Source organism: Acetatifactor aquisgranensis (genome assembly GCF_943193215.1).
GTDB lineage: Bacteria > Bacillota > Clostridia > Lachnospirales > Lachnospiraceae > Acetatifactor > Acetatifactor aquisgranensis.
This window is the reverse complement of sequence record NZ_CALPDH010000006.1, coordinates 1-13,544: the sequence shown is the minus strand read 5'-3', so window position 1 is coordinate 13,544 and position 13,544 is coordinate 1. Positions and strand designations below refer to the sequence as shown.

16 protein-coding genes are annotated in these 13,544 nt (G+C 44.9%); 6 read left to right on the top strand and 10 right to left on the bottom strand.

Annotated features, from left to right (window positions below):
• Positions 1-30: 30 nt before the first annotated feature.
• The 10 genes from NFS35_RS06780 to NFS35_RS06735 all read right to left on the bottom strand — a co-directional run bounded on the left by NFS35_RS06780 (position 31) and on the right by NFS35_RS06735 (position 6,198).
• Entirely contained in the window at positions 31-201 is a 171-nt protein-coding gene (locus NFS35_RS06780) for a division/cell wall cluster transcriptional repressor MraZ (RefSeq protein ID WP_251206380.1), read from the bottom strand.
• Complete coding sequence (locus NFS35_RS06775; protein WP_251206379.1) at positions 198-1,565, bottom strand: DEAD/DEAH box helicase; 1,368 nt, start codon at positions 1,563-1,565, stop codon at positions 198-200. Before NFS35_RS06775 ends, NFS35_RS06780 begins: the two co-directional genes overlap by 4 nt.
• Positions 1,566-1,577: 12 nt before the next feature.
• Positions 1,578-1,958 carry a hypothetical protein gene (locus NFS35_RS06770; protein ID WP_251206378.1) on the bottom strand — a complete coding sequence of 127 codons (381 nt, stop codon included), beginning with the start codon at positions 1,956-1,958 and terminating at the stop codon, positions 1,578-1,580.
• Positions 1,959-2,042: 84 nt separating this feature from the next.
• Positions 2,043-2,591, bottom strand: a complete 549-nt coding sequence (locus NFS35_RS06765; RefSeq protein ID WP_251206377.1) for a sigma-70 RNA polymerase sigma factor region 4 domain-containing protein — start codon at positions 2,589-2,591, stop codon at positions 2,043-2,045.
• Positions 2,572-2,952, bottom strand: coding sequence for a hypothetical protein (locus NFS35_RS06760; protein WP_242982447.1), 381 nt, complete (start codon positions 2,950-2,952; stop codon positions 2,572-2,574). The genes NFS35_RS06765 and NFS35_RS06760 overlap by 20 nt, the downstream gene beginning before the upstream one ends.
• A 2-nt stretch (positions 2,953-2,954) precedes the next feature.
• Positions 2,955-3,590, bottom strand: coding sequence for a cell wall hydrolase (locus NFS35_RS06755; RefSeq protein WP_103240148.1), 636 nt, complete (start codon positions 3,588-3,590; stop codon positions 2,955-2,957).
• Positions 3,587-5,140, bottom strand: coding sequence for a hypothetical protein (locus NFS35_RS06750; RefSeq protein ID WP_251206376.1), 1,554 nt, complete (start codon positions 5,138-5,140; stop codon positions 3,587-3,589). Before NFS35_RS06750 ends, NFS35_RS06755 begins: the two co-directional genes overlap by 4 nt.
• A 38-nt stretch (positions 5,141-5,178) precedes the next feature.
• A complete protein-coding gene (locus tag NFS35_RS06745) occupies positions 5,179-5,340 on the bottom strand; it encodes a BOW99_gp33 family protein (protein ID WP_251206375.1) in 162 nt (53 codons plus the stop codon).
• A 12-nt stretch (positions 5,341-5,352) separates the two neighbouring features.
• Positions 5,353-5,928 carry a Rha family transcriptional regulator gene (locus NFS35_RS06740; RefSeq protein WP_251206374.1) on the bottom strand — a complete coding sequence of 192 codons (576 nt, stop codon included), beginning with the start codon at positions 5,926-5,928 and terminating at the stop codon, positions 5,353-5,355.
• A gap of 87 nt (positions 5,929-6,015) precedes the next feature.
• Positions 6,016-6,198 (bottom strand): hypothetical protein, encoded by a 183-nt coding sequence (locus tag NFS35_RS06735; protein ID WP_160260999.1) that lies wholly within the window; start codon positions 6,196-6,198, stop codon positions 6,016-6,018.
• A 155-nt stretch (positions 6,199-6,353) separates the two neighbouring features.
• Between NFS35_RS06735 and NFS35_RS06730 the strand changes: the two genes are divergently transcribed.
• The 6 genes from NFS35_RS06730 (at position 6,354) to NFS35_RS06705 (ending at position 13,467) form a co-directional block, all read left to right on the top strand.
• A complete protein-coding gene (locus NFS35_RS06730; protein WP_251206373.1) occupies positions 6,354-6,890 on the top strand; it encodes a helix-turn-helix domain-containing protein in 537 nt (178 codons plus the stop codon).
• Between the two features lie 33 nt (positions 6,891-6,923).
• Positions 6,924-7,301 carry a DUF4236 domain-containing protein gene (locus tag NFS35_RS06725; RefSeq protein ID WP_251206372.1) on the top strand — a complete coding sequence of 126 codons (378 nt, stop codon included), beginning with the start codon at positions 6,924-6,926 and terminating at the stop codon, positions 7,299-7,301.
• Between the two features lie 184 nt (positions 7,302-7,485).
• Positions 7,486-8,979 carry a recombinase family protein gene (locus NFS35_RS06720; protein WP_251206371.1) on the top strand — a complete coding sequence of 498 codons (1,494 nt, stop codon included), beginning with the start codon at positions 7,486-7,488 and terminating at the stop codon, positions 8,977-8,979.
• Between the two features lie 179 nt (positions 8,980-9,158).
• A complete protein-coding gene (locus NFS35_RS06715) occupies positions 9,159-10,658 on the top strand; it encodes a site-specific DNA-methyltransferase (RefSeq protein ID WP_251206543.1) in 1,500 nt (499 codons plus the stop codon).
• On the top strand, positions 10,652-12,865 hold the full coding sequence (locus NFS35_RS06710; RefSeq protein ID WP_251206370.1) for a DEAD/DEAH box helicase: 2,214 nt from the start codon (positions 10,652-10,654) through the stop codon (positions 12,863-12,865). The genes NFS35_RS06715 and NFS35_RS06710 overlap by 7 nt, the downstream gene beginning before the upstream one ends.
• A 14-nt stretch (positions 12,866-12,879) precedes the next feature.
• A complete protein-coding gene (locus tag NFS35_RS06705) occupies positions 12,880-13,467 on the top strand; it encodes a hypothetical protein (protein WP_251206369.1) in 588 nt (195 codons plus the stop codon).
• The last annotated feature ends 77 nt before the right edge of the window (positions 13,468-13,544 follow it).

Genomic DNA, 13,544 nt, shown 5'->3' with positions numbered 1-13,544 from the left:
CCAGGTTTTTGCTCGGTGTTTTTAACATGGCTATTCCTCCTTCCTTTTTGCTATAATGAAAACTTTTTCCCCTTCAATGTAAGCAAGTGATACGTTTACTTCTTGATCTGGTGCGAAGTCTGCCGCTTCCCTAAAGTTTCCCGGAAGAATTAAGCGGCCTTTTCCGTCAAGTTTTCGCGGTACTGTTATAACCTCAGTCAAAAATACTGCCTCCAATCGTCCACAATGGTTTTTGCAAGGTCCTCTTTTTTGGAAAGTGCCTTTAAGATAACCTCGTCTACGGTTTTCTCTACTACCAAATGAATATAGGTGCATACGTTCCGCTGTCCTATCCTGTGGATCCTGGCCAGGCTCTGGCTGTAAGCTGCGTAGTTAAAATTTTCGCTGTAATAGACGCAGGTATCGGCGGCGGTTAAGGTAATGCCCAGCCCGGCGGTGTCAATCTGGGCAAGGAATACTTTTATTTCCGGATCCTTCTGGAAGTCTGCTACAATCGGCCCCCGGTCGTCGATCTTGATGTCGCCGTATATGCTCCGGTACTGTATCTTTTTCTTTTCAAGCAACTTTTGTATTAAGTCAATCTCCGGGCGGAAGCGGCAGAACACCACCAGCTTCTTTCCTTCGCCTATAACGTAATCCTCTAAAATATCCTCCAGGGCGTTTAGTTTGCCTTTAAAAACAAGCTCCGGCTTGACTCCCTCGTCTGCCTGGATAAAGCCTCCCGTGAACTGCTGCAACCTCAGAAGTTTTGTAAGTACGGTCGGGGCTGTAATCATGCCGCCGTTCTCCAGCTCTGCGAAGCTGTCCTTTTTGATTTTGTCGTAAAGCTGCTTTTCCTTGCCTGTAAGCTGAATATACCGGGTTAAAAATGTTTGTTCTGGAAGATCCAGGGCTTCGTCCTTCGTTACCCGGTAAGCTATACTATGCTCCTTTTGGATAAGCTGATCTAAGTCCTTATAGCCTACAATCTGCTTTCGGTTGAAGCCGCCCATAATGGCGTAGCGCCCCCGGAAGGCGTAAAAGTTATAGCCGAAAATGTTAGGGTTTAAAAATCTGTACTGGCTGAAAAGGTCTATAGCGTCATTCTGTACCGGCGTACCGGAAAGAATGAGCTTATACTTCGCTATGTCCCCGATCTGGTGCATGGCCTTACTCTGTTCGGCGTCGGGCGTCTTGATCCGCTGGCTCTCGTCCGCTATAACCATATCCGGCTTCCAATCAAGAAGCGCCTCAAACAATCCCTCGCGCCATGTGCTTTCGTAGTTTATGACCGCAACCTTAAGCGCCTTAAAAGGAAAATTGTTAAGGGCTTCCAGCTCCTGCAGGCGCTTTTTCTTGTCGCCCAAAAGTACGTTTACTTTGTATTTAAAGTCCGCGTAGTCCTTAAATTCCTTCGGCCATACGCTGCAAACCGAAGTAGGCGCAACCACTAAAACCTTTTCAATGGCTCCCTTTTCGTATGCTGCCCCCGCGATTGCAATCGCTGTTAATGTTTTGCCGCAGCCCATTTCAAACAAAAGCCCGAAGCCTTTACCCTGGGCGGCGGCCTGCTGCCTCTTTGCCATCCGCTTTCCTCCTTACTTGCCAAATATGACGGCTTTTAAAATTTCTTCCACGGTCTTGTCGATGGCATCCTTTTTCTCCTGCTCCGTAAGTCCGCTTTTAACCTCTTTACTTTTCGCCTCTAAAATCTGCGCCACCATGTGAAGGTTGAAGCCCGCCCTTGCGGCGTTTCCGCTGCTTTTCTCAATCGTGGAAGCGACGAGGCTCCCTATTGTGTCCGGGTAAATCGGGGCGGGGATTTCTCTGCCGATAAATGCTGTCTGCGCGTCTATAAACTGCGCCTTCCCGTTCAAAAACTCCCCGGTCTTGCTTACCGTGAAGCAGATAACCGTATCGCCGTTAAGCTCCTGTTTGTGGCCGTCCTCGTGTTCAATCAATACTTTTACTTTGCTCATTCTGCTTATACCTTCCTTTTCGTTTTTTATTTATATCAAGGCTTAAAGCCTTAATAGCTCAACAACACCCGCCCGCCCCACGCCTCAATACCCCCCCCGCACAAAAACTGCGGATACTGCCTTTTTTATGCGCTCTCTGTCTTTCCAAAATTCCGTTATTGCCGTATGGCCGCCCCGCATAATCTCTACGGGCGTTTCGCCTTTTACTGCCCTTATAAGGTGCTTTCGCTGCCGCTCCGTAAGTGCTGGCATAACCTCGTTTAAAAGGTTCTCTATGTTCTGCTGGTCCTCAATCTCCCGGATGGCGTCGCGCTGATCCGCAATCTGTCCCAGGTACTCGTTACCCTCCGCGTTAAGGTCGTTAAGGCTGAATAATATGTAAGAGTCCCTCAGCCGGTCCGCGTGGTATTTCTTTATTTTTGCGGACTCCATCTTTTTGAAGGCAATCGTTGAAAACTTATACTTGTCCCGGAGCCCCGGCTTTCTGTGCCAATCCTTTACCGCCTGCAGGTAAGCTATGGCGCATATGTCGTAATGCTCCGCTTCGGAAAGCCGGTAGTAATTCAAGAAAGAATATATAAGCCCGTGGTTTTCTTCCGCAAATTTGCGCTCTTTACTGTTTAATGCTTCCATGACCGCCCTCCTTATCCTCCGGCGGCGGTACTAATCCGAAAGTAATAAGAGCCATGTTTGCCGCCCTGGTCTGGTGCTTGTAAAGGGGAAACTTTACCGGGTACTTGTAAAGCGGTTCCGGCTCCGGCTTCATGCGCTCCGCGTCTACTGCCTGGGAGATAATATTAAGCCGCTGCCGCTCCGCCTCAATGGGTCCCGGAAGCCGTACTATTCCGGCCAGCTTGTTTAAAAGCTCAATCTCTGCCGGGCCGTAAAACATACGCTCTGCTTTGCTCCACTTCATCTTGCCCCAGCTTTTAATAATCGTGAATTGTGTGTTATCGGCGTCTTTTATAAGGATCTGCCCTTCCTTCATGGCCATCTTCAATTTGCTTTCGCCTCCTTCTCTGTATAAAATGTATGGTTCCCGTGTATGAAAAGCCGTTCAAGGTTCCGGCTGTGCCAGGTGCTTTCCTCGTCCTCCGGCGTCCGCTCGAAGTATAGCGCCCCCTGGCTTTCGTCCCAGCCCTGGATCTGTATCAAGTCAAGCGCCGCCCAGCAGTCCGCATCCGGCTTTACTCGGTCGTACCTGCCGTTATGGTAGGAAGTAAAGGCGTTCTCCTGGGAAATAACGCCGCCTACGGTGTCCGGGAACTTCCCGGAGTGCTGCCGGTTATAAATTACAAGAATAACAAGCGCTTTCCCTTCGGTGTCCTCGCCCTCCGCCTCCGCCATGGCCATCCTTGCGGCCTTGTATTCCTCGGCGGCTGTCCAGCCTAAGTCCTTCCCCTCCTGCGCCTCGCTGTGCGCCTCTGTAGGCGCTTCCGGCGCTATGGTGGGCATTTCCCCGACCGCTTCCGTTTCCTCCAATGCTGGGCGCTCCTGGTTCGTCACAGCGTATACTGAAAAGAACACGCTTCCGGTTGCCAATAGAAAGGCGCTGCTTATTGCTATCCGCTTTATCAAGTACCGGCGCCGCGCCCTCCGCCTTCTCCGTCTGCGGTATTCTCTGCGCGTCAATCCTCCGCACCTCCTTCGGCGTCCATCTTTTCAAGTAAAAGGGTTAAGGCGTCAACCAGGATCTTATGCTCTTTAATGAACTTCGCCGGGCAGTCTGCCTCGCGGCCTCCGTCAAGGTAGCCTTTTTCTTTCTTAAGAATTGACTCAACATCAAAGCGGGCGTATTCCTCCGGGTTCGGTTCTGCTTCGGCCTCCAGCTCCTGGGCCTTTTCCTCGTACCCCATGCAGCCGTTCTCGTGGGTCTTTTTGCCTGCGCACTCTCCCTCATGCTCGCAAGTGTCGCAAAGTACCGGCTCCGGCTCCTGGGTGGTGATGGGCTGTTCTTCGCTGCTCTCAACCTCCCGAAAATCGCCGTCTATGATTTCCGGCTTTCCCGGTTCCTCCGCCTCTGCCTGCAGCTTCGCGGCGGCCCTGGCTGCCTTCTTTTCCTCAGCCTCAATCCGGCGCTTTTCCTCCTGCTGCTTAATAAGGTCGCGGACGTTTTTCTGCGCCCCGTTGGAACGCTCCACAAAGTCGGCCTTCTTTTTCTCCGCCTCCTGGATCTCCTTAATCCGTTTAGCAATCTGCACCCAGGTAAGCTCTTTCTTGTAATTGATCCGGATGCCCCTGGCGCTCCCGGTGTAATCCTGCAGCGCGGCTCCCCTGCCGCCTCCGCCTCCTGCGTTTTTGTACCGCTTCTTTAAGTCCTCCGCCGTGATGTTGTCCGTGGTCTTAATACCGGCCCAGTCGTAAAAGGCTTTTATATCGCGGTCGGAAGGTTCCGGCCTCTTTGCTTCGGCCTCGCGCCGCTGCTTCCGCAGTTCCTCCTGGGCCTGCTTTTTCTCGTCCTCGTCCTTTTTCTTTGCGACGTCGCAACGGTTGAAGCAAGTTTTATTTGTGCAATTAAGGCAGCAGGGGTCTGGCTCTTTGTCGCCTTCCCGTACCGGGGCGAGTTCCGGGTGTAAAAGCTGGCACTCGTCTTTGTAAAGGCTGTAGGCTATATTCTTTTTCCATTCTTCGTTGTTTACCCTGGTACAAGGGAACGGGTTCCCCAGCGGGGCGGTTCTGCAGTGCCTGGGTTCCTGCCTTATGGCGCACTCCCTGCAACATGAAAAGCAATCGTATTTTCCGTCGCCGCATCCTGGTGTGGTAAGTAAGGAACCTTCCGGGCGCTCCGTTTTCGGAAAGCCGTAGAAGGAACGCGGCGCCTCCTGCCTTTTCTTCATGGCGCGTATCTCCCGGACCGTTGTTTCCTGCGTTACCTTTTCGAGTTCCTCGTCCGGCAAGCCTAACATTTCCTGCAGCTTGCTTACGCCCATCCCGATGTACTTCTCCGCCATATGCTCCCCGCCGTCAATGGAAAAGCGGGCGTTAATGGCCATGAAACGTGAAGCGCTGGAAGTGCTTAAGCCGTACTCGCCTTTTGCAAATTCCCATATGCTTTTATAGCCGTCCTCCGTGAAAAGTGCGTTTTCGCTGATCTGCCGAAGAAAGTAACCAACCATAAAAAAATCTTCGGCGGCGTCCTCCAGGTAGCTTCTTATGCCTGCTTTTAAGTCCTGGTATTTCACTTCTTATCCCTCCTTGTCTATCTGGTTTCTTTGCCCTCTTACGCCTGGCTTGTCCGCGTTTTTGCTTCCGTGCCGGGCTTCTGGCCTGCTAAAAAATAAGCAATCAATTTGTAAACGGCTTCGGTTTTCCCGGTGGGCGGTATCGTCCGCCCCTCTATGCTCTTAAGCTCCGTACCGTCCGCTAAAATGTGTTTTATCATCCGGCGCCCTCCTTAATCGCAGTCGCTTATTTCAGAAAACGGCAGAAAATAATTTGTTTCTATCGTTTGCGGCTCTCTAACAAAATTTTTCGGGAGCTTTATGCCGAATTGTCCACAAACTTCTTTGAACGCCTCCGCAATATCCGAAGGGTGCGAGTTCTGGTCGCGCATGACCTTATCCATTTCCCGGACAAAGCTCGTAATCTCTCCGAGGCTTGTATCTTTTACTTTGTAAATATTTTTTTCCCCTTCCAGGGCATCCTCCATCTCGTGAAAACGGTTAATATAACGCGCCGTAAATTCCGTCCCTTTAACTCCTGTTAATTTGTTGGCGATAAATTCGCAGCCCTTCTTTGTAACCTGGTAGCATGGACGGCTCTGGTTGTTGGCATCTAAGTAGCTGGATTCCTTGAAAAAATCGCCCAATCCAATTTTGGCTTCGGCTCCTTTTCCTTCCTCAAATGCCTTTTTGTTAGCCTCATCCATCTGTTCAATGTAGGTTCGGATATCTCTTAACAACTTACTGTGTTCTTTGTCTACCATTGCAGCCACTTCCCGGCTGTCTAATACAATTTCTAATTTATTCACGCTATGTTTCCCTCCTATTTTTTGTTTGCTCGTAAATGTTTACTATGACAACCTGCCAGCCCGCCAAAGCTCTGCCGTGTCAATGCCTCATACCTCCTGTTTCTTCGGAGTTCCTTTTAAGCTGTTTGCTGCTCTCATACCAATCATAAAAGCGTTGGCCGCAATAATCGCTGTCCGGCGCTCATCCTCAGAAGCTCGCCCCAAAAGCGTAATCAAAGTCGTAGCATCTTCAAGCTGTTTCGGGGTATAATTTTCGTTGCGTTTCTTCATGGTCTTGTCCTCCTTTTATTCTTTATTGAAAAACAATAACGCGTTTTTTGTTTTCTATGTTACCTATCATACGTTTCTTTGTTACGTTTGTCAATAGTTTTTTGTTGACTTTGAAAACTTTTCATGTTATTATCTGTAAGAAAGGAGGGTAAATTGTGAATGAACGAATTAAAGAATTGCGGAAAACGCTTTCGCTCACAATGGAAGAATTAGGCGAAAAATTAGGCGTTACAAGATCGGCTATTTCAAATATTGAAAGCGGAAAACGCGGCATTACTGAACAAATGGTATTAGCAATCTGCCGGGAATTTGAAGTAAATGAAAACTGGTTAAGAAATGGCGCCGGAGAAATGTTTCAGCCTATACCAAAAAACGGGCTGGAAATGCTGGCAAAGGAACATAGCCTAAATCAATTTGAATATTTAGTTATTGAAGAATATTTAAACCTTCCGGACGAAAACCGGAAGGCTGTACTAGATTTTGTTATGGAGCTGTTTGCCAAATTTAGCGAAACTCGTGTTGCCTTGGAACATCCAGCCGTAATTAAAGCGGATCCGAACTACCCGGAAACAATGTTTAAAGAAGCACCTGCTTCAAAAGAAATGCAAGAACTTTCAGACGAAGAAAAAGTAGAATTATATCGCCAGGAACTGAAACGCGAAAGGGAAGCAAGGGAAAAATCCGGAGCTTAATAGTATGGAAAATAGAAAGGGGGTTGTTATAAAATGGGATTTACATACCGAAAATCTAAAAATTTAGGTGGTGGTGTTCGATTGAATACCGGAAAGAAAAACATTGGTCTAAGTGCTGGCGTCAAAGGTGCCCATGTCAGCGTAAACTCAAAAGGCCGCATTGGCTTAAGTCTTGGGATACCTGGCACAAATTTCCGCTATAGAAAAGTAATGTCCACTAAAAAAGGTGGTGGCGGTTTTATCGCTGCTCTTGTCAATCTTACCTGGTGGCTTCTTGTTGCTATGGTTTGGGTCTGCTGTATGATTTGCATTTACTTCTGGAAGTTCGTAGTATTTTTAGGGAAAAAATTATTTTATCTTGCAAAGAAAGCAACGGCAAAGTTTTGCCACAAAGAAATTGTCGAAGAATAAAAAGGAAGCCCACCGCATCCTATTGGCGTAGGAGGGCGGTGGGCTGGCTGGGCGATGTATAGTTACTATACATCAATGCCATGTATAAACATTCCGAGCAAGAATATTATACATCGCCCTGGCTAAAAGCACAAGTAAAAAGTTAGGGCTATTTTTGCGCCCTTTTTTAAGGTGGTGTGTATCTATGAATAAAAGAAATATAAGCCCGGCTCCGGCTCCATTCTCCCTGGATAATGTTGCCGATCTCTATATCCGGGTATCTACAACGGAACAGGCGGAAGAAGGTTATAGCGTCGGGGAACAAGAGGCCCGGCTCCGCTCCTACTGCTCCGCTATGGGCTTTACTGTAAACGCGGTCCATATAGATCCGGGGTACTCCGGGGCTACGCTGGACCGGCCTGGTATCAATAAAGTTATAAAGGATGTCCGGGCCGGTTATGTAAAAAAGGTTATTGTCTGGAAGCTCGACCGGCTCTCCCGGTCCCAGAAGGACGTGCTTGTCCTGCTGGAAGATGTCTTTTTAGAAAATGGCTGCAACTTCGTTTCAATTATGGAAAGTTTTGATACAGCCACGCCCTTCGGTCGGTGTATGGTCGGTATACTGGCGGCTTTCGCTCAAATGGAACGGGAAAATATAAAGCTCCGCACTATGATGGGGAAGCAAGCCGGGCTTAAGGAAGGCCGTTATTTCTCCGGACGCGCTCCTATCGGGTATCAATACCAAATGCAACAAAACGGCAAACTTGCCCTTATTGTAGATCCGTATACCTCTAAAGCCGTCCGGGATATGTTCCGGCTTTATGCCTCCGGGAAAAGCGAGAGCGCGGTTGCCGGGTATGTGCAGGAAAAGTACGGGCTTTTCCCTGGGCTTGACCGCCATTCTGCCGTCGGGCGTATCAGCCGTATTATGCGTAATCCGGTTTATATGGGAAAGGTAAGAATGAAAGAAGAATGTTACGAAGGGCGGCACGATCCCCTGGTGGACTCCGATCTATGGCAAGCTGTCAATGACCGCTTAAGCCAAAACCTCCAGGCGTTCAAGCGCTCTTATGGCGAGTCGGACGGGCTGCTCTGCGGCCTTCTGTTCTGCGGGGACTGCGGCGCCCGGATGTCGGTCCGCTCCTGGAAGAAAAAAAGCGGGGAAAGGGTAAAGAAATATATGTGCTACTCTGTAAGCCGTTCTACTCCGGCCATGATCCGCTCTGAAAACTGTAGCAATCGGAAAAAGCATCTTACCCTGGCGGAACTTGACGCCCTGGTGCTGGAAGAAATTAAAAAGCTCGCCCTCGATCCGGCTGCCCTCGATCCCCTTATCAAAGAAAGCGCCGAAGAAGCCGCGCCCGACCTGCCGGTGTTCCAGGAGCGCCTTGCAAGCGTAGAAAAGCAACTTACGCGCCTTCTTAATTTGTATCAATCCGGGGTTATGGAACTGGAAGAAATACAAGGCCGCCTTGCTGCCCTTAAGGAAGAACGGGAAGCGGTGCAAAAGTCTATTGAAGAAGCCGAAGAGGCAAACTCCGGGAAGCTGTCAAAAGAAGCCGCTGCGGCCTCCCTTGCAAGCCTGGAAGCTGTTATAGAAAGCGGGGATAATGCTGCGCTTTATGACCTGGTGCATACCCTTATAGAAAAAGTCGTATATCTCAATGGGGATATTACTATATACTGGGCTTTCTGCTGAATAAAGGCGGCTATTGTTTTTTCACTAACAAATAGCCGCTTACTTCTTTAGATAGGATACGGGAAGAGCATAAGGAGGATGATAAAATCCTAACGGCGCTTGGAGAGATAGAAAATGAACTTACATCTAAGAAATACGGTTTAGTTTGGGAAAAACATGAAGAATCTGTTGATGTGAAGATGCAGGATAATATTCCTGTTTTTACGGAAGTGACGGATAAAGAAATCTATGCAGATGTAAGTGGCAACTATAATTTTCTGTTAGAAGGGGATAATCTGCATAGTCTGCGTCTATTAGAAAAAACACATCGTGGGAAGATTGATGTGATTTATATAGATCCTCCGTATAATACAAAAAATAAAGATTTTATATATGATGATGCATTTGTGGATGGAACAGATGGTTATCGTCATAGCAAGTGGATTTCATTTATGGCGGAGCGATTGGATATAGCGGCAAAATTGTTGTCTGATAGTGGATGTGCTTTTATATCCATTGATGATAATGAGCAGGCGGCGTTAAAAATGCTGTGTGATGAGATTTTTGGAGAAGATAAATTTGTTGCCCATATTCCATGGCGTAAGAGAACGGCAAAGTCGGATGTGCCGTTTGGAATTTCGCAGGACTGCGAGAGTATATTATGCTATGCAAATAGTGCATTTATGGCAGCAGTTAAGGGAAAAGAAAGAAAATATTTTGAAACGGATGATTTTCCGGGTAGAGCGTGGAGATTTCACGATTTGACAACGCAAAGGACGATAGAAGAAAGACCAAACAGTAATTATACAATGGTAAATCCTAAAAATGGTGAAAAATTTCCTGTAAACCCGTTGCGTTGTTGGGCAATTACAATCGACACATTTCAACAGTATTATGATGAAAATAGAGTTATTTTTCCGGGGGATTATGATTTTTTAAATATCTCGAAACCGGTGTTGCGTTATTGGAAAGATGATGATATGAAAAAAGCCGGAGCTGATTTTGGATTGGTAGCTGCCAGTACCTATCTGCCATCGGAAGTAGTTGGTATGACACAGGATGGAACCAAAGAGATTACGGCTCTTTTTGGAAGTAAAAAGTTCAGTTTTCCTAAACCTGTAGGATTAATAAAATATTTGATTGAGATTGCTACCGTTAGAAATCCGGCAGCATTGATACTTGACTTTTTTGCCGGATCCGGAACAACAGCGCAGGCTGTGTTAGAATTGAATCAGGCTGATAAAGGGAATCGAAAATTTATATTATGCACGAATAATGAAAACAGGATATGCGAAGATATTACCTATCCCCGAATAAAAACTGTTATTACAGGAAAACGAATTGATGGTAGCGATTATTCTGATGGTATTTCTGCCAATTTGAAATATTACTGTACAGATTTTGTCTCCAAAGATTCTGATGATGTCAGCGCAGAATTGCTGAAACATATTACGGAAATGGTTCAGTTGGAACATGGCATAAAGATTGATAATAAGGAATATCTTATTGTTTTGAGTGATGATGAGGCGGATGACCTTGAACAACACTGGAGCGAATATCCGAATATGAAAGCGTTATACATTTCAAAGGATGTTTTGCTGACCACATCACAAAATACTTTGTTTGGGAGTGTGCCAATGTATATTATTCCGGACTATTATTTTAAATTTGAGTTAAGGGAGATTGGGGAAGCATGGTAAATCCGGGACTTACAATAAATTTATTCGATTTTCAGGAACAGACGGTAATAAAACTTGTTGACCTGACCGTGGATAAAAACAGTAAACAGACCATTACAGTCAAGGCTCCAACTGGAGCAGGAAAGACGATTATTCTTATTGATTATATAGAGGAGTATCTTTGCAATGTTGAAAGCAATACTGCTTTTATTTGGCTGTGTCCCGGTAAAGGGGATTTAGAGGAACAGAGCCGCAGTAAAATGCAGAAGTTTGCACCGCATCGTAATACGCAGAATCTTTTTGATGCACTTTTGAACGGCTTTGCAGCGGAAAGCACTACGTTTATTAATTGGGAACTGGTAACAAAGAGAGGAAATACGGCAATACGTGACAGTGAACGCAAAAATTTATATGACCGCATCGCGGATGCCCATAGGAGTGGAACCACGTTTATCGTAATTATTGATGAGGAACATTCCAACAACACAGCAAAAGCAAAAAATATAATTGATGCTTTTGCAGCTAAGAATATTATCCGTGTCAGTGCGACAGCCATAGAAAATAAGCGATATGAGTTTATAGAGGTTGATGAGTTAGATGTTATAAACGCAGGTTTGATTACCAAGGCACTTTATGTTAACGAGGGAATTTCGGATGGTGTCGAAGTTACAAATGATTATGATTATCTTCTTGATCTTGCGGATGCCAAAAGAAAAGCAATAGCAGCCCGTTATATTGAAGTCGGGAAAACCATACGTCCATTAGTTTTGATTCAATTTCCAAACGGACAGCCGGAAATGGTTGCCGCAGTAGAGCAGAAGTTGCAATCTATGGGTTATACATATGATAATGGTATGGTCAGTAAATGGATGAGTGAGGATAAGAAGGATTTGCCGGATAATCTGACACAGAATGATGGTATTCCTGTTTTTTTACTTATGAAGCAGGCAATTAGTACGGGATGGGATTGCCCTCGTGCCAAAATTCTTGTCAAGTTACGAGAAAATATGAGTGAAAGCTTTGAAATTCAAACAATCGGACGTATCCGTAGAATGCCGGAAGCCGTTCATTACGAAGATGACTTGTTAGATTTTTGTTATGTCTATACGTTTGATGAGAAATATAAGGCGGGACTGCTTGCGAATATAGATAAGGCTTATGAAACCCGCAGATTATTTCTGAAAGATAAATGCAAGACCTTCACTATGGAGAAACAGATTCGTGACCTTGATTTTGATGGTTTGGGTGAGCGTGAAGTATTAAATAAGATTTATGATTCGCTTGTCAGAAAATATAAATTGGGAGCAGATAAAAAACAGAATAAATTGTTATTTATGGAGAGAAGTTACCGCTTTGGGGAAGAAATTTTAGGACGGGCATTATATGGTCAGTATGTTTATACGGATCGTGTGGCGGAAAGCACAAATTACTATACAACACGCAAAAGAGTAGATACCCATAAGCATGGTATTTATTTGTTACATAGTGTAGATGCTATAAAAACAACGATTGGCATGTCAACAGGTAAAGTAAAAACGATGCTTGAACGCCTTTTCCGTAAGGGTGGCAACGTAAGCAAGAAGTTGTTAAATCTTAATACAGCAGAATTTTATGCATTTGTAGTCAATAATGAGCATTTGTTAAAAGAGGAATTTCGTGAAGTTACTGCTGAAATGTCAAAGCAGAACGCTTTTAATTTTTACCCGAAGACATCAATGTTTTATATACCGGAACAGGATTTTTTTAAATATGATTCCGGAGTCAAAGATGAAGTAGAATATCTGAACAATGCATATCAGGAATATACCTCCGGTTATGCCACAAGTCTTGTGAGAAGTACTTGTGAAATGCTGTTTGAGCAGTATTGCGAGGGCAGAGATGATATTGACTGGGTATATAAAAATGGCGATACCGGACAACAGTATTTTTCTATTGTATATGCAAATGGAATTGAAAAACAAAAATTATTTTATGCGGATTATATTGTAAAAATGAAGGATGGAACGGTTTGGGTTATTGAAACCAAAGGCGGTGAATTCAAGGGAAAAGATAAGAATATTGACCGTCAGATAGAAAACAAGTTCAATGCGTTCAAAGATTATGCAAAAGCCAAAGGTATTCAATGGGGATTTGTTCGTGATAAGGATAGCCGTCTTTATATCAATAATACAGAATTCGCAGAAAGTATGTCAGATGAGCATTGGGTGGCGTTGGACAATGTGCTTTAGGAGGATATTTACGATTGGATAATTGGAACAATATATTGAATGAGGACGTTTTGAAATTTAATATAAATTTTGCGGCTTTATTTGTGCTTAATTTTGAATGTTTAAAAGATTATATTATTACACAGCCTAGAACTTTTTACAGTGATGTTTTAATCAAGGATGGAGAACTATGCTGTGAGGAAACAGAAGAATATAAAAAGGAAGTGCGGTCACTAGAGAAAAATATAGAGAATGCTTCGTTGCGCTGGTTTATGAATACAGATGCTATTACAGAAGAAGATTATAATTTATATCAAGAACTGCGGGAAAGAAGAAATGATATTACGCATGAACTTTTGAAAAATCTAAATAATGGTTTTAATGAAACAGATGCAAAGCTGTATGTAAAGTTATTAGAATTATATCAAAAAATTGACAAATGGTGGATAAATGAAATAGAAATTCCAATATCAGGGGAGGTATTGCCGGATGAATATGATTCGGAACAGGTATTGGGCGGACAGGCAATGATACTATCAATAATTAACGATATTATTTTTGATAACAATAAAGAGAGATATAAAAATCTGTTAGATGAATTAAAGAAATTGGGAATAGTTTAATATAAGTTTCCCAATCTGCCGTACTATAGAGGTGCAGCAGATCAGGTGTTTTTCCTTGGCCGCCCCCTTGGTCGCTT